Raw genomic sequence first — 20,892 nt, 5'->3', positions numbered from 1 at the left:
GTCCGGGAAACGGGGCTGATTTTCACATCTGGGAGGATAATCATGAAACTGACACGCAAGCTCACCATCGCGGCCTTTGCCGGCGCTCTGGCACTCGGCACAGCCTTACCCGCGTTTTCGGCAGACCTCATCGCCATCATCACGCCGGCCTTCGACAATCCGTTCTTCAAGGCAGAGTCGGTCGGCGCCGAAGCCCGCGCCAAGGAGCTCGGCTTCGACACACTGGTGCTCAGCCACGACGACGACGCCAACAAGCAGTCGCAGCTGATCGATACAGCCATCGGCCGCGGCGCCAAGGCGATCATCCTCGACAATGCCGGCTCCGAAGCCTCGATCGCTGCCGTCAAGAAGGCCAAGGACGCCGGTATCCCCTCCTTTCTCATCGACCGCGAGATCAATGCCACCGGCATCGCCGTCTCGCAGATTGTCTCGAACAACTACCAGGGCGCACAACTCGGCGCTGAGGAGTTCGTCAAGCTGATGGGCGAAAAGGGCAGCTATGTCGAATTGCTCGGACGGGAAGCCGATCTCAACGCCGGCATCCGCTCCAAGGGCTATCACGACGTCATCGATGACTATCCTGACATGAAGATGGTCGCCCAGCAGTCGGCCAACTGGAGCCAGACGGAAGGTTATTCCAAGATGGAAACCATCCTGCAGGCCAATCCGAAGATCCAGGGCGTCATCGCCGGCAACGACACCATGGCCATGGGCGCGATTGCAGCGCTGCAGGCTGCCGGCCGCAAGGATGTCATCGTCGTCGGCTTCGACGGCTCCAATGACGTCCGCGATTCGATCAAGGCGGGCGGCATCAAGGCTACGGTCATGCAGCCAGCCTATGCGCAGGCTCAGATGGCGGTCGACCAGGCAGCGGCCTACATCAAGGACAAGACCGCGCCGAAGGAAGAAAAGCAGCTGATGGATTGCGTGCTGATCAACGCCGCGAACGCCGACAAGCTCGAAACCTTCGCCCTGAAAAACTGATCTCACAGGACTGACATCGACGGAGAGCGACAAGATCCGCTCTCCGTCACCTCGATAGACGGTATTTGATACGGGCGGAGTGCATGCCAATGGTGAGGATCAAGGGCGCGTTGCTGATGGCGATGCTGGCTGCGGCAGCCTTGCCGGGCTGCAAGATCGTCAAGACGCAGACAGCCGCTGAAAAAGCTGCCGAAGCTGCGAAGACCGACTTCAATCCTGGCGACAGGGTCGAGGCGATCTGGCAGAGCAAGGCCCTGCCCTCCATCGAAAAGCGAGCCGGCGACTTCAGGCAGGTGATGACACTTATTGCCGCCAACCCGGACGACGCCGGTGCCAAGTTCGGTCACCGCGAGAAGGAAGGCAATGCGCCCTGGACCTACGTGGTCAAGTTCGAAGGCAAGATCAGCGCGGCCGAAACCACATCTCGGGCAGCCACGATCGATGTCGACATCGATGGCGACGGCAAGGCGGATATCAAGGTGCAGATCGGCCCGGCCATCCGCGGCACCGCGCTGCGCGACAGTCTCGACATCGTTAATTTCAACGAGTTCAAGAACCAGATCGAATGGGCGCAGTTCGGCAAGTCGTTCAATGAAAAGGTCAATGCTACCGTTCTCTCGGCGCTGCCGCGCGATGCTCTACCCGGCAAGACCGTGAAGGTCACCGGCGCCTTCCCGCTGCCGACATCTGGCCAGCTACCGCTGGTGACACCCGCAACACTTGCTATCGGCCAATAGCATGGAAGCGCTCACCCCGGACGATATCATCCTGCGGCTTGACGATGTGACGAAGGTCTATTCCGGCATCGTTGCCGTCAAGCGCGCCAATCTGGAACTCAGGCGCGGCGCGGTTAATGTGCTGGTTGGAGAGAACGGCGCCGGCAAATCGACGCTGATGAAGATCATCGCCGGCGTCGAGAAGCCGACCATCGGCCGCATCATCCTGGACGGCAAGGCGATCCATTTCGACAGTCCGGCCGATGCCCAGGCGAACGGCATCGGGATGATCTTCCAGGAACTCAATCTTTTTGCCAACCTCACGGTCGCCGAGAACATCTTTGCCACGCGCGAGATCACCCGCGGCATCTTCGGCATCGACCACAAGGCGCAGGTCGCCAAGGCCAACCAGTACCTCAAGAAGCTGGATGCCGGGATCGATGCGGAAACGATGGTCGAGGACCTGCCGATCGGCCAGCAGCAACTGGTGGAAATCGCCAAGGCGATCTCGCTCAATGCCCGCATCCTGATCATGGATGAGCCAACCTCGGCGCTGTCTGCGGCTGAAGTCGATATCCTGTTCAAGGTCATCGCCGAACTGAAGGCAGAGGGCGTGGCCATCGTCTATATCTCTCATCGGCTGGAAGAACTGATGCGCATCGGCGATTACATCACCGTGCTGCGCGACGGCCAGATTACCGGCCAGGCGATGGTGAAGGACATCGACACCAAATGGATCGTCCGGTCGATGATCGGTTCGGACGCAAAGGACTTTGCCAAAGCCGATGGCCACGCGATGGGCAAGGAGATGTTTCGCGCCGATGGCATCACCATGCCACGCGCCACCGGCGGACTTGCCGTCGACAATGTTTCGCTCAGCGTCCAGGCCGGCGAAATTCTTGGCATCTACGGGCTGATGGGGGCCGGCCGCAGCGAGTTCTTCGAATGCATCATGGGGCGCCACCCGCAATCGACCGGCAGGATCCATATTGATGGCAACGAAGTGCGCGAGCGCGACACCACGCGACGTATCCGGCGCGGACTGGCGCTGATCCCGGAGGACCGGCAGCGCGAGGGCCTGGTCCAGATACTGTCGATAGCCAGCAACCTGACACTGGCAAGCCTCGGGCGTTTCTCAAAATTCTTCCATATCAATGCCAGTGCAGAGAAGCAGGCGATCCGCGAAAGCATCCGGGAGCTTTCGATAAAGGCACCCAATCCGGATTTCGAGGTGACCTCGATGTCAGGCGGGAACCAGCAGAAGGTGGTGATCGGCAAGGCGCTGATGACGAACCCGAAAGTGCTGCTGATGGACGAGCCCAGCCGCGGCATCGATGTCGGCGCCAAGGCGGACGTCTTCCGCACCATGCGGCGGCTGGCTGGCGAAGGGCTGGCCATCCTGTTTTCGACCTCCGACCTCGAAGAGGTCATGGCGCTTTCCGACCGCATCGCAGTGCTCAGCAACGGCAAGCTGGTGGCAATCTTCAATCGTAACGACGCAACGGAAGAGGCCATCATCGCCGCTTCGGCCAAGGGACACGGACATACAAGGGAACTCGCATCATGACAGCGGACACCTCCTCTTCTACACCGGCTGTCAAGCGCTCGAGCGGCTCGGCTCTGCTGACAATCATGAAACTGCGCACCTTCATCGCGCTGTTTGCCGTGTTGATCTTCTTTGCCTTCGCGGCCCCGAATTTCACCTCCACCGCCAACATGATCCTGATGTCGAAGCATGTGGCCCTCAACGCCTTCCTGGCGATGGGGATGACGTTCGTCATCATCACCGGTGGCATCGACCTGTCGGTCGGCTCGATCGTCGGGCTCTGCGGGATGGTAGCGGGCGCGCTGATCCTCAACGGCGTCGACCTGCCGATGGGCTACACCGTCTATTTCAACCTGTTCGAGATCGTGCTGATCACGCTTGCCGTCGGCATTGCAATCGGCCTGATCAACGGATTGCTGATCACCAAGCTGAACGTCGCGCCATTCATCGCCACGCTCGGCACTCTCTATGTCGCCCGCGGCCTGGCGCTGCTGTCGTCGGATGGACAGACGTTTCCAAACCTCTCGGGCCGGCCTGAATACGCGACAACCGGCTTCGACTTTTTCGGTGCCGGCCGCATTCTCGACTTGCCCGTCTCCATCTGGATCCTGATCTTTCTGGCACTGGCTGCCGCCTACGTCGCCCGCTCGACACCCATCGGCCGCCACATCTTTGCAGTCGGCGGCAACGAGCGCGCCGCCCGGATGTCCGGTGTGCGGGTCGATCTCGTCAAGATCTTCGTTTACATGTTTTCCGGCCTCTGCGCCGCTATCGTCGGCATCGTCATATCGTCAGAGCTAATGGCGGCGCATCCGGCGACCGGCGAGAGCTTCGAGTTGAATGCGATTGCGGCGGCGGTTCTGGGCGGGACGTCGATGTCGGGCGGACGGGGCACGATTGGCGGCACCATTGTCGGTGCCTTTGTCATCGGTATCCTTTCAGACGGCCTGGTGATGATGGGCGTTTCGTCCTTCTGGCAGATGGTCATCAAGGGCCTGGTGATTATCATCGCCGTGGTCGTCGACCAGGCACAGCGGAAATTGCAGCAGCGGGTGACCCTGATGCAGATGGCAAAGGCGGGCTGAGAGATGACGGAATTGCGCGGTGCCCTGATCGGTTGCGGCTTCTTTGCGGTGAACCAGATGCATGCCTGGGGTGATGTGGCGGGGGCTAGGATCGTAGCCATCTGCGACCGGGATCCGGAGCGGCTCCGAGTTGTCGGTGACCAGTTTGGCATTTCGCGGCGCTATAGTGATGCGGCGGCACTGTTTGCCGATGGTGGTTTCGATTTCGTCGATATCGCCACTACCGTGTCCAGCCACCGGGCGCTGGTGGAGATGGCGGCAAGCCATAAGGTGCCGGCGATCTGCCAGAAGCCGTTTTCTAAAACACTCGACGATGCCAAGGCTATGGTCGCAGCCTGCGGACGGGCCGGCGTCCCGCTAATGGTGCACGAGAACTTTCGCTGGCAGACACCTATCCAAGCGGTGCGCAAGGTGCTCGATTCGGGCGTGATCGGCATGCCGTTCTGGGGACGACTTTCGTTTCGATCCGGCTATGACGTCTTTTCCGGGCAGCCCTACCTGGCAGAAGGCGAGCGTTTCATTATCGAGGATCTCGGCATCCACACGCTCGATATTGCCCGCTTCCTGCTGGGAGACGTCAAGGCGATGACGGCGCGCACGCAGCGCGTCAATCCCGCGATCAGGGGGGAGGATGTCGCCACTATGCTGCTCGACCACGAAAGCGGCGTTACCTCGATCGTCGACGTCAGCTATGCGACGAAGCAGTCAGTCGAGCCGTTCCCGGAAACGCTGGTCGAGATAGACGGCAGCGCGGGTTCTCTCAGGCTTTTGCAGGGCTACCGGCTCGAAGTCACCGGCGCCGATGGCACAGAGGTCAGCGATGTCTCGCCGAACCTGCTCTCCTGGGCATCGCGGCCCTGGCACAATATCCAGGAAAGCGTGCTGGCCATCCAACAGCACTGGGTCGAGCAACTGGCGACAGGCGGCGAGACCTCGACCTCGGGAGCCGACAATCTGAAGACTTTCGCGCTCGTCGAAGCTGCCTATGAGAGCGCCGCCACCGGCAGGACCGTCGATGTCGGAGCGATGCTGAAATGACCGGCGACAGGAGGCAGGATGATGCCTTTGCCCTCTACGGCACTGACCGGAGTGATGCCCCGCCCGTTCGCCTATTGGCCGGGCGTCTGACGGTGGATCTGGCCGGCGGCAATCTTCGCACAGTCCGCTACGACGGCGTAGAAGTGCTCAGGGGCGTCGCCTTCCTGGTGCGCGACCGCGACTGGAGGACCTACGGTCCCCGTATCGAGAACCTCGTCATCGATCAGCAAACGGACGGTTTTGCGGTCAGCTACTTAGCCACATGCGATGGTCCTGATGATGCCGACCTCCGCATTCTCGTGACCATCTCAGCCGATGCCGGCGGACAGCTACGATTTGATGCCGAGGCTGTCTCGAAGAGCGGCTTCGAGACCTGCCGCTGCGGCTTCTGCATTCTCCATCCCATTGTCGGCCTTGCCGGTCGACCGGTGACTGTCACCCATGTCGACGGCAGCATGGAGACGTCGACCTTTCCCGACCTCATCGAGCCCTGGCAACCCTTCCTGGAAATGCGCGCCATCAGCCATGAGGTGATGCCAGATGTGACCGCCGAATGCCGGATGGAAGGCGACACATTCGAGATGGAAGACCAGCGCAACTGGTCGGACGCCTCGTACAAGACCTATGTGCGGCCGCTTGCGCTGCCATGGCCCTACCGGATCGCAGCCGGCGAGACGGTGCATCAGCGCGTCGTGCTGACCATCACGGATCTCAGAAAAACGGCTCCGTTAAAAAGCGTATCACCAGATGCAGTCATCCGGCTGATTTCCGGCCCTGCGTCCGGGAAAATGCCTGCCGTCGGACTGGTCGTGACGCCCGAGGAAGCGGCTGCGACGCTCGGGGCGGGCATGCAACTCAATGCTGTCGGCGCGCAGGAGTTGCTGTTCCACTTCGATCCGCTGGCAGGTCACGGCAGAAGCGCGTTTGCAGACTTTGCCGACATTATCAACCTGCACCACGGCCGGACTACGCTGGAGATCGCGGTTCCTTGCCGTGCGGCCGTGTCAGACGAGCTGTCAGAGATTGCGGGATGGATGCGCGATGCCGGCTTTTCGCCAGACGCCGTCGTCGTCTCGCCCTCCATCGACCGGCAGTCGACGCCTCCGGGAAGCCCGTGGCCGGATTGCCCGCCGCTGGAGACGGTTTACAGCGCTGCCCGCGCCGCGTTTCCCGGAGTCCGTCTTGGCGGAGGCATGCTCAGCTATTTCACAGAGCTCAACCGCAAGCGGGTACCGGCCGAACAACTCGACTTTATCACGCATTGCACCAATCCAATCGTTCATGCCGCAGACGATCTCAGCGTCATGCAGACGCTCGAAGCGCTGCCCTTCATCACCCGGTCGGTCCGGGCGATCTATGGGAATAAACCATACCGTATCGGCCCTTCTACGATTCCCATGCGCCAGAACCCCTATGGGAGCCGGACGATGGATAATCCATCTGGCGCGCGGATGGCGATGGCCAACAGCGACCCGCGCCACAATGCCGATTTTGCTGCGGCTTTCGCGCTTGGCTATGCGGCGCGTGTGGTGGAAGCCGGGCTCGAGTGCCTGACCCTTTCGGCGCTGACAGGTCCATTCGGGCTGATCGCCGGCCGGGGCGAACCTGTTGCCGAAGGCGGCATGCGACCGCTGCACAGGGTCGTCCATGGCCTGGCGGCGCTCTTCGGCGGTCGCTGGATCCAATGCATTTCAAGCGCACCGGACAAGCTCATGGGGCTTGAAGTCAGTGCTCCAGATGGCAAAAGGCTGTTGTGGATCGCAAATCTCACGCCCTATGTCCAGACGGTCGAAACGGGTACCGGAAACGTAGAGTTGCCGCCTTTTGGAATAAGCACGGTCGGATCGCCGGGTTAGGCAAAGATCGGTGTCGGTGGCGGCCGCATACGGGCGCTGAATGGCTGGCGCTCACGGCGACCTGAAGCCTCTCGCGCCTCACCCGTGCGTGACCAAGCCTTGTCGAGTGCCTTGCCGTCGACATCGGGTAGAAAACAGCAGCGCTGATGGCACGGCAGGCCCTTCACCTCGCGTGGCGATTCGGCTAAGACCTTTGCGATCAGCACCATAGCCTTTCGAGGAATTTGCCATGACACTGTCCAACCTGCCGCCGCTTGTCACCGTGTTCGGAGGGTCCGGTTTCGTCGGGCGGCATGTCGTGCGGGTGTTGGCGAAACGCGGTTATCGCATCCGTGTCGCCGTCAGGCGTCCAGATCTTGCAGGCTTCCTGCTGACTGCCGGCAATGTCGGACAAATTTCTGCCGTACAGGCCAACCTGCGCTATCGCGACTCTGTCGACCGCGCCGTCGAAGGCGCGCAGTTCGTCGTCAACTGCGTAGGCATCCTGTCGGAGAGCGGTCGGAATACGTTCGACGCCGTGCAGGAATTCGGCGGCCGGGCGATTGCCGAGGCCACCCGCGCAGTCGGTGCCAAGCTTACCCATATCTCGGCGATCGGAGCCAACGGCGGTTCAGCCTCTTCTTATGGCCGTACCAAGGGCAAGGCGGATGCCGCAGTGCTGTCGATCGTGCCGGATTCAATCATTCTTCGGCCGTCTATCGTCTTCGGACCGGAGGACGGCTTCTTCAACAAGTTTGCCGATATGTCGCGCCTGGCGCCTGCCCTGCCCCTTATCGGCGGCGGTAAGACGAAGTTTCAGCCGGTCTATGTCGAGGATGTTGCCGAGGCCGTAGGCCGCGCGGTCGATGGCAAGCTGACACCGGGTACGATCTACGAGCTGGGCGGCCCCGAAGTGCTGAGCTTCCGCGAATGTCTCGAGACTATCCTCAAGGTCGTCAACCGCAAGCGGCCGCTGGTGTCGATCCCGTTCGGCGTCGCCTCGATGATCGGCAGCGTCGCCTCGATGATACCGTTGATCACGCCACCGATTACACCAGACCAGGTGACGCTGCTGAAGGTCGACAATATCGTGTCGCCGGAGGCAGAGGCTGAAGGCCGGACATTGGCTGCAATGGGCATCCGCCCGACCATGCTGACCTCGGTGCTCCCCTCCTATCTGGTGCGCTTTCGCCCTCACGGGCAATTCTCCGGAACCGGCAAAGCGGCCTGAGGTTCATAAAATAAATTTTAAATGCCCTCGACGCCGTTTGCGATTTCGCAGACGGCGTCTTTAGTTTGTGGCCGGAAAACGGCCTCTTTCGGGCTTTTCGAGCGGTTGTCCACCGCGCAGCGTTGCCCAAAAGACGCAGCGCCGGAATACTCGAATTAACGGGAAATTCAGCAGGAACCTTTATTGCTAATTTCCATTCCACTGATTAACAAAACCGCGCGACGGACGACGTCCCCAAGGGTCTCAACGCGCACTATTCATTGCGGAAAGGTATTTTTAGATGGGCAAGTCAATCGCACTTCTCTTCGTCTGTGCGGCTCTGGTTATCGTTGCCGGTTCATTCATGGCACCAAACAGTGTTGCCGCACTCAAGGGCGAGTGCTCGCCTGCTTATGGCGTCGATCCATGCAGCACCGGCTCCATCGATTCCGCATCGATCGCCCACTGACAACGAAAAGAAGCCGGCGCATGACCACCGGCTTCCTGACTTCTACCCCCCGGAAATAGCTAAATCAAAGCAATCGCCCTATCGCATCCGCGCCATCAGGCGCGAATGCTGGAAGTCTTTGATCAGCGAACGATGCCACCTGCCACCAGACCGAGCAGGATCGCGCCGAGAATGATGCGATACACGGCAAACACCGTGAACCGGTTGCTCTGGATATAGGAGAGCAACCACTTGACGGCGACGAAGGCAACGACCGTCGAGACGATGAAGGCAATCGCCAGAGCGCCCCAGTCCTCGCCTGCCGCTCCGCCGTCCTTGAATGTCTTCAGCAACTCATAGCCACTGGCCGCATACATCGTCGGAATACCGACCAGGAAGGCGAATTCGGTCGCGGCGGCACGATTGCCGGTACCGGCGAGCATGGCAACGAAGATCGTTGCACCCGAGCGCGACGTGCCGGGAAAGATGCCAGCGACGATCTGGGCGATGCCGACGAGGATCGCCACATACCAGGTGATGCTCTTGTATTGTGGCCGACGGGCTGCAGCCCACTCGGCAAAGATCATCCAGATGCCGCCGACGATCAGCGCCCAGGCGATTGGCGTAACTGTTTCAGGCAATTCGAAGCCTAACTTCTTGACGATCAGCCCGAGCACCGCAGTGATCAGGAACGCGACGATCAGCTTGGCGGCATAGGATCGGTTGCGTGGATCCCGCCAGCCGAGCACCAGATCCATCAACCGGCGCCAGTAGATGAAGGTCACGGCGAGAATGGCGCCAGCCTGGATGACGATATTGAAAAGTTCCGACCGGGCGCCGAGCCATTGCTCGGCGATGATCAGGTGGCCGGTGCTCGAGATCGGCAGAAACTCGGTGATACCCTCTATAATGCCAAGAAGCGCAGCATTGATGTAGTCCATGAATAGTCTCCAGTTGGGATTCGCTCGATTGGAGGGGTGGGCGGGGGCAAAAACGGGGTCCGTTTTTATCGATATGATGCGCTGTCGATAGGGCCGCCTATCGGCCCTTGATAGTTTCTTCAGCCATCTTGTGTCCTATGTCAAAGGGCGGGTGGTCCGATTGGCTTGTGTTGCCGGGACCAAACTTCTATAGCTGCAACAAACAAGTCATGACTAGGGCAGCCACACGACAAGCCACGCCCAAGCCCTTCATCAATCCCATAGTTCAGAGTTTACATGCCGACTCTCTATCATCATTCCATGTCATCCGCGTCTCGCTTCGTACGACTGATCCTGTCGGAATACGGGTTCCACGCCGATCTGATCGAAGAACAGACCTGGGAAAAGCGTCATGATTTCCTGGCGCTCAACCCGGCCGGGACACTGCCTGTCTATGTCGACGACAGCATGCGGGCATTGTGCGGCGCTACCGTCATTTCGGAATATCTCGACGAGACGCATGGTGTGCTGAAACGCGATCGGCGCCTGCTTGCCGAAGATCCTTTCCAGCGCGCCGAGATCCGCCGGCTGACGGAATGGTTCCTCCTGAAGATGGAGCAGGACGTCACACGGCCTCTCGCGCGCGAACGGGTCTACAAACTGCAGATGACGGCTGCCCAGGGCGGCGGCGCTCCCGATTCGAAGATGATGCGCACCGCCCGCGCCAATATTCGCCAGCATCTGAAATACGTGACCTGGCTTGCCGGTTCGCGCCAATGGCTGGCCGGCGAGCGGATGAGCTACGCCGACCTGGCGGCCGCGTCTTCGATCTCCGTGCTCGATTACATGGGCGAGATCGCCTGGGCCGAGGTGCCGATCGTCAAGGACTGGTACCAGCGCCTGAAATCGCGGCCTTCCTTCAGGCCCCTGCTCACCGAGCGCGTCCGCGGCCTTTCACCGGTCTCCCATTATACCGACCTGGACTTCTAACGGGGCGCGCCATGCCTGAGGCGACCGAAAATCCGCCGACAAGGCCCGACAAGGCGGCGGCCCGAAGCCGGAGCCTGAAGACATTCCTCCAGGAGGAAGCCCTGCGACTGGGCTTCGATCTCTGTCGGATTACCGGTCCGCACTCCATTCAGGAGGCCGGCCCGCGGCTCGGCATCTACCTCGACGAGGGTTTTCACGGAACGATGGACTGGATGGCGGAGACACGGGAGCGTCGGGCAAGTCCGGCTGCCCTCTGGTCAGACGTACGCTCGGTAGTCGTATTCGGGCTGAACTACGGGCCGGACGAAGATCCACGCGGCATCCTTGGCAAGCCGGACAAGGCTGCGATTTCGGTCTATGCCCGCAACCGCGATTATCACGATGTCATCAAGGGGCGGCTGAAGGAGATTGCCACCCGTTTCGCGGCGCGCTCGAAGGAAGACGTCAAGGTCTTCGTCGACACCGCACCGGTCATGGAAAAGCCGCTGGCGGCAGCAGCCGGGCTGGGCTGGCAGGGAAAACACACCAACCTTGTCAGTCGTACGCATGGCTCCTGGCTGTTTCTAGGGTCGATGTTCACCACGGCAGACCTTGGCAGCGACGAGCCGGAGAGCGATCATTGCGGTTCCTGCACCGCCTGTCTTACGGCTTGCCCCACCGATGCCTTTCCAGCTCCCTACCAACTCGATGCGCGCCGCTGCATTTCCTACCTAACGATCGAGCACAAGGGGCTGATCGACAGACAACTGCGGCCGCTCATCGGCAACCGCATCTACGGCTGCGACGATTGCCTTGCCGCCTGCCCCTGGAACAAGTTTGCAGCAAGTGCCTCCGAGATGAAGCTGGTGGCACGGGAGGATCTGCGGGAGCCGTCGATCGCCTTCCTGCTCGGCCTTGACGACGCAAGCTTCCGCAGCTTTTTCAGCGGCTCGCCCATCAAGCGCATCGGCCGCGACAGGTTTACGCGTAACGTTCTGATCGCTGCCGGCAATTCGCGCGACGGGACATTGATCGAGCCATGCCGGCGGCTTGCCGACGACAGCGCGCCCATCGTGCGCGGCATGGCGGCCTGGGCCCTGGGTCGACTGATGACGGCTGGCGAGTTTGCGCTATTTGCGGCAGAAAGGCCGGACGATCTCGACGAAGAGGTGCGCGAGGAGTGGCGCGCTGCAAGGATGATGTCATGCACACAATGATTTTCGGCTGCGGCTATTCCGGCACAGCCATCGCCAAAAGCTTTTCGGGCCCGCAAAACACCGTCGTCGGTACGACGCGCGCCGAGGAAAAGCGCTTGGTCCTTGAACGGCAAGGCATTTCGGGCCTGGTGTTCGACGGCGAAAAGCTGGAACCGCGCCTTCTCGACGAAATGAGGAAGACGACCCACCTCGTGCAGTCGATTGCGCCCGGGCAGGCGGGGGATCCACTGATCCGGCTGGCGGGCGAGCGCATCGCGACGCTGATGCCCGAGCTGCAATGGATCGGCTACCTTTCGACCGTCGGCGTCTATGGTGACCACAAGGGTGCATGGATCGACGAGGATACATCGATAAGGCCCGTGTCCGGCCGATCCGTCGAGCGGGTGGCCGCAGAGGACGGATGGATGTCCATCGGCGACAAACTCGGGGTGCCGACAGCCGTGCTGCGGCTCTCCGGTATCTATGGTCCGGGCCGCAACGCATTCTGTAATCTCGAAAAGGGTACAGCACGCAGGCTCGTGAAACCGGGCCAGGTATTCAATCGCATTCGCGTTGAAGACATCGGCGCCGCCAGCCGTTTCCTCGCAGATCGCGGCATTGGCGGCATCTTCAATGTCACCGACGACGAACCCGCCCCACCGCAGGACATCGTGGCGGAAGCGGCAAAGCTCATGGGCATTGCCCCGCCGCCGGAAACACCGTTCGAGACGGCCGAACTATCCCCCATGGCGAGATCCTTCTATGGGGAGAACAAGCGTGTATCGAATAGCCGGCTGAAGGCGCTGGGCTTCCACTTCAGCCATCCCGAGTACCGCGCATCGCTTGCCGAACTCTGGTCATCCGGTCGCTGGCGCGGCTGAAATCGCGTTCGCCCATGGGCGAGCGAATGAATTCTTTCGCGTCATGATTGAAGAGACCCGCATTTTCTCTCAAGCGCAACGCACGCGACATCGCTGGAAAATTCATGGATCGCATGCGATCAAAGGGTTGAATTTTCCTACTTAGAAGCTTTTCTGGATGAAAAGTGCTGACAGCAAAGGTTAACGGCCTCTAAATTTGCGCAACTAAGGCAACGAATATGACGCTCGCGCAAAAGAAATTTCAGAAATATCGTGATCTCCCCGCCCGCGCCTGAGCCGGCAGAATAATCATCTGATTTCTCGCTGATTCCATTCATTTTTTTCCAAAAAACAGACAATTTGATTTACATCTTCTTTTATCGGCTTCACAACGAATATTACAGACTGTAATACTCCGTGATCGATTGCAGCACTTTTTCGCCATTTTTCGCCGGATTTAAGCCCCTCGTCGTTCAAGCACGGCGCTCAACAACGTCGAGGGTAAATCTGTTTTGAATATTATCTCCCGCATTCTAGCGATCACCGCAACTATATCAGCTTGCGTTGTTATCAATCCTATTACAGCATCGGCAGCAACGGGCTGTGGAGGCGCATCCTGGTATGCAGCACATTCCAAGACCGCTTCCGGCGAACGCATGAATGCTTCGACGCTGACCGCTGCCCATCGCTCGCTGGCCTTCGGGACCCGTATCCGCGTTACCAACAAGAACAACGGCAAGACGGTTGTCGTCCGCGTCAACGATCGCGGTCCATTCATCCGCGGACGTGTCCTCGACCTCTCCCGCGCTGCCGCACAGGACATCGGCATGGTTGCTTCAGGCACCGCCAGCATCTGCTATTCGGTCGTCACCTGAGCCACGTGTCTGCTCCAAAGCTTGCTCTCCGCGTAAATCGCGGCTACCTAGCCGCTTGAGACAGCCCCTTGCTGGCAAACCGACGTTGGTCGAGTACGTCACGGGGACCTAGAGATATGCGGGAGAAGAGTACATGCGTCTGGGCGGCAGGCTTCAAGGGGCCATTGAGATCCTTGCCGACATCGAGGCCCGCAAGCGACCTGTCGCCGACGCGCTAAAGGACTGGGGATTGGGTCACCGTTTCGCCGGATCGGGCGATCGGGCTGCAATCGGAAATATCGTCTACGACGCACTTCGCATGCGTCTATCCCATGCCTACCTCATGGACGATGACGGCCCTGCCGCTCTTGCCCATGCCGTTTTGTTTCGCCAATGGGGCGTTACGCCCGAAAGCCTGGCGTCAGAGACGGAGGGCGACCGCTTTGCGCCCGAACCGCTGAGCGATGCCTCGGTTGCCGCATTTGCAAGCCGCTCACTCGCCAATGCCGAAGGCTATATCCAGGGCGACATCCCTGAATGGACGCAGGCGTCGTTCGAAACGGCATTTGGTTCCGACTGGCTGGCCGAGGCAAAATCGCTGGCCGAGCGTCCCACGCTCGATCTCCGCGCTAATGCACTCAAGTCTTCCCGGGAAAAGGCTGCCAAGGCGCTGGAACGGGTGGGCGCCCACCCCGCGAAGATCGCCCGATACGGCATCCGAATTGCCGCAGGCGAAGGTGCTTCCCGTCTCCCTAACGTCACGGCTGAGCTTTCGTTCCAAAAAGGTTGGTTCGAAGTCCAGGACGAAGGCTCGCAAATCGTTGCAGATCTGGTCATGCCGGCGGAAGGCGATCAAGTTCTCGACTATTGCGCCGGCGGCGGCGGCAAGACACTCGCAATGGCTGCTGCGATGAACAACAAGGGCCAGGTGCATGCCTACGATTCCGATCGGAAGCGACTAGCGCCCATCATCGAGCGTCTCAAGCGCGCAGGCACCCGCAACGTTCAGGTGCACGACGACAAGACCAGTCTTGCCGCACTCGTCGGTCGCTTCGACAAGGTATTGGTCGACGCTCCCTGCACCGGGACCGGCACTTGGCGGCGTCGGCCGGACACTAAATGGCGATTGACGCAGAAGAACCTCGACGAGCGGATCGGCCAGCAGCACGACGCCCTGTTACAGGCATCTGAATATGTCCGGCCGGGCGGTATTCTTATTTATGTGACCTGCTCGGTACTTCCGGAAGAAAACGAGGCTCAGGTCCAGCGCTTTACCACCGACAATCCACAATTCGAGATCATCGAGTCGCTGAGTTCGTGGACAGCGCTGTTCGGTGCTGACGCACAGCAGCCGCGCTCGTCGGATGGCAAGACGATCACGCTGACGCCGGCCTCCACCGACACAGACGGCTTCTTCTTCTGCCGGATGCGTCGCAATCCGTAATTCAATCCACCCGCAGCGGATATTGATGTCGCGGCGGGATGGCATGATGCAGAACGGCAATGGCGATCAATGCCAGCGCGCCGACCACGACGACGGTGAATAACAGACCCGCCGAAAGGTGGGAGGCGAAGGCCACCAACGGCACCGCGCCGGCCGGCGGATGGGTAACGCGCAGCAATTGCATGGCTCCGATCGCTACGCCCACAGCGATGGCCGCCGTCCACCAGAGGCCGGGCGCAACGGCCATGGCGAGGCTGCCGATGGCGGCGGCAATGAGATAGCCGCCGAACACATTGGCAGGCTGGGCCAGCGGGCTTTTCGGCTGTCCGAATATCAGCACGGCCGTGGCGCCGAACGGTGCGATCAGCAGCGGAATTCCCGTCATGATCGCCAACGCCCCGACGGCAAGCATGCCGACGCAGGCGCCGATACCGGCCTTTAACTGCCCGTGCCAGTGGCCCCTGGGCTCGTGGCGGTGAATGAAGTGTCTTAAATGGCGATGGATCATAGCAGACTTCTAAAGTTTCGGCTTGAATAGCGTTTTGCGCCGCAACGCCCTGCTTTGCAAGCAAAGGCATTTCGCATTTCGGGCATCCTAGGGACAGGCCACGCTTAAATTCATTCCAAACTAGAGTGTTTGACACCACTTTATTTTTCGGCCATGAAGCCATCGCCCCAGTTTCCGATGGCGCAGACAGTCGCTGTAGAGGATTACGATATTGAAAATCAGATTTTACGCCGCCCTGGCGCTCGCCGCTACCTCCATGACCGCCTACGCACTTCCAGCCCGCGCTGCCGTCGATGAGGCTGCCATCGTCAAGCATTATGCAGACGTCGCCCATGCGAAGTACGAGGATTCGCTGACGCTCGCAAAGGCGCTCGACAAGGCCATCGATGCGCTGATCGCGACGCCGAGCAAGAAGACGCTCGACGCTGCCCGCGCTGCCTGGATCAAGGCCCGCGTTCCCTATTCGCAGTCGGAAGTGTACCGCTTCGGCAACAAGATCGTTGACGACTGGGAAGGCGACGTGAACTCCTGGCCGCTGGACGAAGGTCTGATCGACTATGTCGACAAGTCCTACGGCACAGAAAGCGACGAAAATGCCCTTTATGTCGCAAACGTCATCGCCAACAAGACGATCAAGATCGATGGCAAGGACGTCGACGCGTCGCATCTGACGCCTGAGTTCATCACCTCGCTGAACAGCGCAGGCAAGGTCGACGCGAATGTCGGCACCGGCTACCACGCCATCGAATTTCTGCTGTGGGGCCAGGACCTGCACGGCACCGGCCCGGGTGCCGGCGAACGTCCAGCCACGGACTACGACGTGAAGAACTGCACCGGCGGCAATTGCGATCGCCGCGCCGAGTATCTGAAGTCGGCATCGACCAAGCTGGTTGCCGATCTCCAGACCATGACCGACGACTGGGCGCCCGATGGTGCTGCCACCAAGGAAGACGAGAAGGACCCGAAAGCCGGTATCGTTGCCATCCTGACCGGCATGGGCTCGCTCTCCTATGGCGAGCTGGCTGGCGAACGCATGAAGCTCGGCCTGCTGCTACACGATCCGGAGCAGGAGCATGATTGCTTCTCGGACAATACCTACAACACCTATAACAACGACATCGTCGGCATCCAGTCGGCCTACACCGGCAACTACACGCGCATCGACGGCACCAAGATGAAGGGTCCCTCGCTACACGAGCTGGTGGCCGAGAAGGACAAGGCCGTCGATAAGGAAATGATGGCCAAGTTCGCCCTCACCCAGAAGGCGGCCGATGCCATGGTCAAGCGTGGCGAGACCGTCGAGAAGTACGACCAGATGATCGGCGAAGGCAACGCCAAGGGCAACGCCGTTGTCCAGAGCGTCATCGACGGGTTGCTGGATCAGACCAAGAGCATCCAGCGGGTTATCGCTGCGCTCGACGTCGGGACGGTCAAGCTCGAAGGTTCTGACAGCCTCGACAACCCCGGCTCCGTCTTCAAGAAGTGATGAAGGAGGGCGGTGGCGCGATACCGCCGCCCTTTCGTCCGTTATGAAAGACCATTCTGGCCGTCGCATTTTCACCGTCACACTGCTGGCTGCTGCGCTTGGCTGCAGCGGATTGCCGGTGGCTGCCGACGGGATTGACGCTCCTGCGGTCCGCACCGACCTGACGCCGGAGCAATTGAAGCGCGTGCAGGCCGTGACCCGCCCGACGACGGACTTCTCCCGGGCAGAGACCTACGAGACGATGGAAAGCGGCGCCGGGACGTCGACTGCTGCCGTCAACGATCAGGCCTTCTCCCAGCCTCCGACCACTCTCGATCCGGCACGCGGGCTCGATTTTCATCTCGGCAATGCGCTGTTCCGCCAGCTCTGGGTCTCCTCGCCGTCATCGACCCAGGCGGCCGATGGCCTCGGGCCGCTGTTCAATGCCCGCTCCTGCCAAAGCTGTCATATCAACGACGGCCGTGGCCACCCGCCGGAGACTTCGGGCAGAGCTGCCACCATGTTCCTCCGGCTGGCTCGGCCAGCAAGAACGGCCGAGGAGCGCCAGGCCGTGGCGGACTCCCGTGTCGTCAACTTTCCCGACGCGACCTATGGCACCCAGCTTCAGGACACGGCAGTGCCCGGGCTTGCCGGCGAGGGCCAGGTCGCTGTCGCCTACACCGAGCATTCTGTCACCCTGGCAGGTGGCGAGACGGTATCGCTGCGACAGCCGCGCTATTCCGCCACCGATCTGGCCTATGGTCCGCTTGAGCCAGATACAACGCTCTCGGCGCGCGTCGCCCCGGCCATGCTCGGGCTCGGGCTGATCGAGGCCATTCCGGATGCCGATATCCTGGCGCATGCCGACCCAGACGACCGCGACCATGATGGCATTGCTGGCAAGGCGGCGATCGTGCGGGACAACAGGACCGGCAAGCTTGCGCTCGGACGCTTCGGCTGGAAGGCGCAGAATGCCACGGTGCGCGACCAGTCCTCGGCTGCCCTCGAAGGCGATATCGGCATATCCAACCCCGACAGGCCGAACGCCTATGGCGATTGCACCGCCCGGGAGCCGCAATGTCTGGCCATGCCGGATGGCGTGCAGAAGCGCCTCGGCCCGACGGAAGCGCCTGAGGCAGTGCTCGATCTCATGACGTTCTATTCCGAGAACCTCGCCGTGCCGGCCCGCCGCAAGCCCAGCGATCCGACCGTGCTGCACGGCAAGGAGATGTTCTATCAGTCCGGCTGCATTGCCTGCCACACGCCGAAATTCGTCACCCGCAGCGATGCCGGCACCGAGGCGCAGTCCTTCCAGCTGATCTGGCCCTATTCCGATTTCCTCCTCCACGACATGGGCGACGGTCTCGCCGATGGTCAACCTGTCGGCGTGGCGAGCGGCAAGGACTGGCGCACGCCTCCGCTGTGGGGCATCGGCCTGACGAAAACCGTCAGCGGCCATACCTTCTTCCTGCACGACGGCCGGGCGCGCAGCCTGACCGAAGCCATACTCTGGCATGGCGGCGAGGCGACAAAAGCGCGCGACGCATTTGCAACCCTGTCGAAAGACGATAGGCAAGCCCTGATCACCTTTGTGGAGTCCCTGTGATGCGCCCTTGGAAATTTCTCGCTGCTGCCCTGCTGATGACAAGCGCTGCTATGCCGGCCGGTGCAGAGACGCCGGCGCCCGGCCCCATGAACGACGCGGCGGTCCCCGGCGTTATGCAGAAGGCCGTCGATGACGTCATCCGCCCCGGCTACACAAGGATGCACGCGTCCTCAAATGCGCTTTCGACCGCGATAACAGGTCTTTGCAAAAATCCCTCGGTGCAGGCGGAAACGATCGCTAAAGCTGCCTTCACCGACACCATCACGGCGTGGTCCATGATCGAGATCGTCCAGGTTGGCCCGGTTCTCGACAAGAACCGCTTCGAGCACATCCTGTTTTACCCCGACCGCAAGGGCATCGGCATGAAGCAGGTGCAGGCGCTCATCGCCAAGGCCGACGAGAAGGACACCACAATTGCCGATGTTGCCGCCAAGAGCGTCGCGCTGCAGAGCCTGACGGCGCTGGAATACGTGTTGTATGGCAATGGCTCCGAGACGCTTGCTACCGATAAAAACGGCTTCCGATGCCGCTACGGTGCGGCCATCGCCGGCAATATCGCGCAGGTCTCCGGCGATATTTCAGCCGAATGGGACGACCCGAAGGGCGTACAGGCCTCCTGGAAGACACCGGGCAAGACCAGCGACGATTTCATGGACAACAAGGAAGCCATCACCGCTCTGCTCGGCATCCTTGTCCACGGGGCTGAGAACGTCCGCGACCAGCGGCTGGAGACCTTCTACAAGGGCGACCCTGCGGCGGCCCGACCGCACATGGCCATCTACTGGCGCTCCCGAAACACCTGGCCCTCGGTGAAGGCCAACCTCGAAGGCTTGCAGGCTCTGTGGCAGAAAGCTGGCATGACCGACCTCCTGCCGCCGGCCAAGCATGACATCGCTGCGAAGATAGACACGAGACTGAGCCAGTTGATCGCCACCGCAGGCTCGATCAATCCCGATATCGAAGCCGCCATCGGCGACCCCACGGAGCGCGGCAAGATCGATACGCTGCTCGCCGAAGCCCGGTTGCTGGCGACCGATCTCTCAGACGGCTATGGCGTGGACATCGGTCTGTCGGCCGGCTTTTCGTTTGCTGACGGAGACTGAGGCCTTGCGCAGCGCGCTCATCGATCGCCGACAATTCGTCAAGGCTGCCGGGATCGGTTTCCTCGCATGCCTCCGGCCAGACGCGCTGATGGCGCTGGAGCGGGCCGATGCGGTCTATGCATCCGGCATCCGCGCAGCCGACGGCTCCTTCGCCGTGGCGACCGTGACCGAGCGCGGCGAGATCGTCGATCGCGTGGCCCTTCCCGCCCGCGCCCACGGCATGGCCTTTTCGAAAGCGACCGGCCATACCGTAGCCTTCGCCCGCCGCCCCGGCACCTACGCGATGATTTTCGATCCTTTAGGCAAGGCCGAGCCTATCGTTATCGCCGCCGCAGAAGGGCGCCATTTCTACGGCCATGGGACATTTTCTCCGGACGGCCGGTTGCTCTATGCCAGCGAGAACGACTTCGACAACAACCGCGGCGTCATCGGCCTCTACGACGCCCGCAATCGGTTCTCCCGCATTGGCGAATACCAGACCTTCGGCACCGGGCCGCACGACATGACGGTGTCGGACGACGGCCGTCTCATCGTCGTCGCCAACGGCGGCATCGAGACCCATCCGGAATTCGGCCGCACGAAGCTCAATCTCGACCACATGGAACCGTCGCTGACGCTGATTGACGCGGCCACCGGAGCATTGGTCGAAAAACACGGCCTGCCGGCGGAATATGCCCAGGTGTCGACGCGTCACGTGGACATAGATGCCAGTGGCAGGATTTGGTTTGCCTGCCAGTACGAGGGCCCGCGCAATTCGCTGCCGCCTCTCGTCGGTCACTTCGCAAAGGGCGAGGATCTGACGTTCGTGACGCTGCCCGACGACACGACGCGGGCACTCGGCAACTATGTCGGCGCCATTGCCGTCAACCGGCATGAACATCTGGTCGGCGTTACCTCGCCGGTCAACGGCACAGCCGTGACACTCGACGGCCGCACGGGTGTCGTATTGAAAGTCGAGAGCATCGACAATGCCGCCGGTATTGCGCCCGGGGCGGATGGCTTTGCAGTCTCCTCCTACGACGGCACTTTCGGTGGTGCCCGTAGCGATGTTGCCTGGGACCAGCATATCGTGAGGATCGGCCGGCCGGTGTAGCCGGTTGCCTCG

At 61.1% G+C, this 20,892-nt stretch carries 20 protein-coding genes; 17 read left to right on the top strand and 3 right to left on the bottom strand.

The window, feature by feature from the left end; genetic code table 11:
- The first annotated feature begins 42 nt into the window (after positions 1-42).
- The 6 genes from PR018_RS17270 (at position 43) to apnL (ending at position 7,225) form a co-directional block, all read left to right on the top strand.
- Positions 43-984: a D-ribose ABC transporter substrate-binding protein gene (locus tag PR018_RS17270; protein WP_142823728.1), complete on the top strand. Its 942-nt coding sequence runs from the start codon at positions 43-45 to the stop codon at positions 982-984.
- 89 nt (positions 985-1,073) lie between these two features.
- Positions 1,074-1,721: a DUF2291 family protein gene (locus PR018_RS17265; RefSeq protein ID WP_142823727.1), complete on the top strand. Its 648-nt coding sequence runs from the start codon at positions 1,074-1,076 to the stop codon at positions 1,719-1,721.
- Position 1,722: 1 nt separating this feature from the next.
- Complete coding sequence (locus PR018_RS17260) at positions 1,723-3,267, top strand: sugar ABC transporter ATP-binding protein (RefSeq protein ID WP_142823726.1); 1,545 nt, start codon at positions 1,723-1,725, stop codon at positions 3,265-3,267.
- Positions 3,264-4,331, top strand: coding sequence for an ABC transporter permease (locus PR018_RS17255; protein ID WP_142823725.1), 1,068 nt, complete (start codon positions 3,264-3,266; stop codon positions 4,329-4,331). Before PR018_RS17260 ends, PR018_RS17255 begins: the two co-directional genes overlap by 4 nt.
- Positions 4,332-4,334: 3 nt before the next feature.
- Entirely contained in the window at positions 4,335-5,369 is a 1,035-nt protein-coding gene (locus PR018_RS17250) for a Gfo/Idh/MocA family protein (RefSeq protein WP_142823724.1), read from the top strand.
- Entirely contained in the window at positions 5,366-7,225 is a 1,860-nt protein-coding gene (gene apnL, locus PR018_RS17245) for a D-apionate lactonase (RefSeq protein WP_142829087.1), read from the top strand. Before PR018_RS17250 ends, apnL begins: the two co-directional genes overlap by 4 nt.
- Here apnL and PR018_RS17240 read toward each other — a convergent pair.
- On the bottom strand, positions 7,222-7,434 hold the full coding sequence (locus tag PR018_RS17240; RefSeq protein WP_142823722.1) for a hypothetical protein: 213 nt from the start codon (positions 7,432-7,434) through the stop codon (positions 7,222-7,224). The genes apnL and PR018_RS17240 overlap by 4 nt on opposite strands.
- Before the next feature lie 20 nt (positions 7,435-7,454).
- Here PR018_RS17240 and PR018_RS17235 point away from each other — a divergent pair, with 20 nt between their 5' ends.
- Positions 7,455-8,435, top strand: a complete 981-nt coding sequence (locus PR018_RS17235) for a complex I NDUFA9 subunit family protein (RefSeq protein WP_142823721.1) — start codon at positions 7,455-7,457, stop codon at positions 8,433-8,435.
- A 280-nt stretch (positions 8,436-8,715) separates the two neighbouring features.
- On the top strand, positions 8,716-8,883 hold the full coding sequence (locus tag PR018_RS17230; protein ID WP_162854759.1) for a hypothetical protein: 168 nt from the start codon (positions 8,716-8,718) through the stop codon (positions 8,881-8,883).
- Between the two features lie 122 nt (positions 8,884-9,005).
- Here PR018_RS17230 and PR018_RS17225 read toward each other — a convergent pair whose 3' ends face one another.
- Complete coding sequence (locus PR018_RS17225; RefSeq protein WP_111216172.1) at positions 9,006-9,803, bottom strand: undecaprenyl-diphosphate phosphatase; 798 nt, start codon at positions 9,801-9,803, stop codon at positions 9,006-9,008.
- Between the two features lie 276 nt (positions 9,804-10,079).
- On the opposite strand from PR018_RS17225, the gene PR018_RS17220 reads away from it, so the two are divergent.
- The 5 genes from PR018_RS17220 (at position 10,080) to PR018_RS17200 (ending at position 15,105) form a co-directional block, all read left to right on the top strand.
- On the top strand, positions 10,080-10,772 hold the full coding sequence (locus PR018_RS17220) for a glutathione S-transferase family protein (RefSeq protein WP_111216170.1): 693 nt from the start codon (positions 10,080-10,082) through the stop codon (positions 10,770-10,772).
- 11 nt (positions 10,773-10,783) lie between these two features.
- Positions 10,784-11,968, top strand: coding sequence for a tRNA epoxyqueuosine(34) reductase QueG (queG, locus tag PR018_RS17215; RefSeq protein WP_142823720.1), 1,185 nt, complete (start codon positions 10,784-10,786; stop codon positions 11,966-11,968).
- A complete protein-coding gene (locus tag PR018_RS17210) occupies positions 11,956-12,828 on the top strand; it encodes an SDR family oxidoreductase (RefSeq protein WP_142823719.1) in 873 nt (290 codons plus the stop codon). Before queG ends, PR018_RS17210 begins: the two co-directional genes overlap by 13 nt.
- Before the next feature lie 491 nt (positions 12,829-13,319).
- Positions 13,320-13,682, top strand: a complete 363-nt coding sequence (locus PR018_RS17205) for a septal ring lytic transglycosylase RlpA family protein (RefSeq protein WP_142823718.1) — start codon at positions 13,320-13,322, stop codon at positions 13,680-13,682.
- A 133-nt stretch (positions 13,683-13,815) separates the two neighbouring features.
- Positions 13,816-15,105, top strand: a complete 1,290-nt coding sequence (locus tag PR018_RS17200) for an RsmB/NOP family class I SAM-dependent RNA methyltransferase (protein WP_142823717.1) — start codon at positions 13,816-13,818, stop codon at positions 15,103-15,105.
- A gap of 1 nt (position 15,106) precedes the next feature.
- Here PR018_RS17200 and PR018_RS17195 read toward each other — a convergent pair whose 3' ends face one another.
- Entirely contained in the window at positions 15,107-15,610 is a 504-nt protein-coding gene (locus PR018_RS17195) for an HPP family protein (RefSeq protein ID WP_202617141.1), read from the bottom strand.
- Positions 15,611-15,869: 259 nt separating this feature from the next.
- Here PR018_RS17195 and PR018_RS17190 point away from each other — a divergent pair, with 259 nt between their 5' ends.
- Genes PR018_RS17190 through PR018_RS17175 form a run of 4 tightly spaced genes read left to right on the top strand, consistent with a single transcriptional unit; the run spans position 15,870 to position 20,880 of the window.
- Positions 15,870-17,099, top strand: coding sequence for an imelysin family protein (locus tag PR018_RS17190; RefSeq protein WP_142824430.1), 1,230 nt, complete (start codon positions 15,870-15,872; stop codon positions 17,097-17,099).
- Between the two features lie 43 nt (positions 17,100-17,142).
- A complete protein-coding gene (locus tag PR018_RS17185) occupies positions 17,143-18,684 on the top strand; it encodes a di-heme oxidoreductase family protein (RefSeq protein ID WP_142823715.1) in 1,542 nt (513 codons plus the stop codon).
- Positions 18,684-19,787: an imelysin family protein gene (locus PR018_RS17180; RefSeq protein ID WP_142823714.1), complete on the top strand. Its 1,104-nt coding sequence runs from the start codon at positions 18,684-18,686 to the stop codon at positions 19,785-19,787. Before PR018_RS17185 ends, PR018_RS17180 begins: the two co-directional genes overlap by 1 nt.
- Positions 19,735-20,880, top strand: coding sequence for a DUF1513 domain-containing protein (locus PR018_RS17175; protein ID WP_202617123.1), 1,146 nt, complete (start codon positions 19,735-19,737; stop codon positions 20,878-20,880). The genes PR018_RS17180 and PR018_RS17175 overlap by 53 nt, the downstream gene beginning before the upstream one ends.
- The last annotated feature ends 12 nt before the right edge of the window (positions 20,881-20,892 follow it).

It is taken from the genome of Rhizobium rhododendri (assembly GCF_007000325.2).
In the GTDB taxonomy this organism is placed as follows: Bacteria; Pseudomonadota; Alphaproteobacteria; order Rhizobiales; family Rhizobiaceae; genus Rhizobium; species Rhizobium rhododendri.
This window is presented reverse-complemented; position numbering and strand designations above follow the sequence as displayed.

What these genes read in the sequence shown, in the direction of transcription:
- PR018_RS17255 (WP_142823725.1), top strand. Translation starts at nt 3,264, where the DNA reads ATGACAGCGGACACCTCCTCTTCTACACCGGCTGTCAAGCGCTCGAGC.
- PR018_RS17230 (WP_162854759.1), top strand. Translation starts at nt 8,716, where the DNA reads ATGGGCAAGTCAATCGCACTTCTCTTCGTCTGTGCGGCTCTGGTTATC.
- PR018_RS17250 (WP_142823724.1), top strand. Translation starts at nt 4,335, where the DNA reads ATGACGGAATTGCGCGGTGCCCTGATCGGTTGCGGCTTCTTTGCGGTG.
- PR018_RS17235 (WP_142823721.1), top strand. Translation starts at nt 7,455, where the DNA reads ATGACACTGTCCAACCTGCCGCCGCTTGTCACCGTGTTCGGAGGGTCC.
- PR018_RS17270 (WP_142823728.1), top strand. Translation starts at nt 43, where the DNA reads ATGAAACTGACACGCAAGCTCACCATCGCGGCCTTTGCCGGCGCTCTG.
- PR018_RS17265 (WP_142823727.1), top strand. Translation starts at nt 1,074, where the DNA reads ATGGTGAGGATCAAGGGCGCGTTGCTGATGGCGATGCTGGCTGCGGCA.
- PR018_RS17180 (WP_142823714.1), top strand. Translation starts at nt 18,684, where the DNA reads ATGCGCCCTTGGAAATTTCTCGCTGCTGCCCTGCTGATGACAAGCGCT.
- PR018_RS17260 (WP_142823726.1), top strand. Translation starts at nt 1,723, where the DNA reads ATGGAAGCGCTCACCCCGGACGATATCATCCTGCGGCTTGACGATGTG.
- queG (WP_142823720.1), top strand. Translation starts at nt 10,784, where the DNA reads ATGCCTGAGGCGACCGAAAATCCGCCGACAAGGCCCGACAAGGCGGCG.
- PR018_RS17190 (WP_142824430.1), top strand. Translation starts at nt 15,870, where the DNA reads ATGACCGCCTACGCACTTCCAGCCCGCGCTGCCGTCGATGAGGCTGCC.
- PR018_RS17220 (WP_111216170.1), top strand. Translation starts at nt 10,080, where the DNA reads ATGCCGACTCTCTATCATCATTCCATGTCATCCGCGTCTCGCTTCGTA.
- PR018_RS17200 (WP_142823717.1), top strand. Translation starts at nt 13,816, where the DNA reads ATGCGTCTGGGCGGCAGGCTTCAAGGGGCCATTGAGATCCTTGCCGAC.
- apnL (WP_142829087.1), top strand. Translation starts at nt 5,366, where the DNA reads ATGACCGGCGACAGGAGGCAGGATGATGCCTTTGCCCTCTACGGCACT.
- PR018_RS17185 (WP_142823715.1), top strand. Translation starts at nt 17,143, where the DNA reads ATGAAAGACCATTCTGGCCGTCGCATTTTCACCGTCACACTGCTGGCT.
- PR018_RS17225 (WP_111216172.1), bottom strand. Translation starts at nt 9,803, where the DNA reads ATGGACTACATCAATGCTGCGCTTCTTGGCATTATAGAGGGTATCACC.
- PR018_RS17210 (WP_142823719.1), top strand. Translation starts at nt 11,956, where the DNA reads ATGCACACAATGATTTTCGGCTGCGGCTATTCCGGCACAGCCATCGCC.
- PR018_RS17175 (WP_202617123.1), top strand. Translation starts at nt 19,735, where the DNA reads ATGGCGTGGACATCGGTCTGTCGGCCGGCTTTTCGTTTGCTGACGGAG.
- PR018_RS17240 (WP_142823722.1), bottom strand. Translation starts at nt 7,434, where the DNA reads ATGGTGCTGATCGCAAAGGTCTTAGCCGAATCGCCACGCGAGGTGAAG.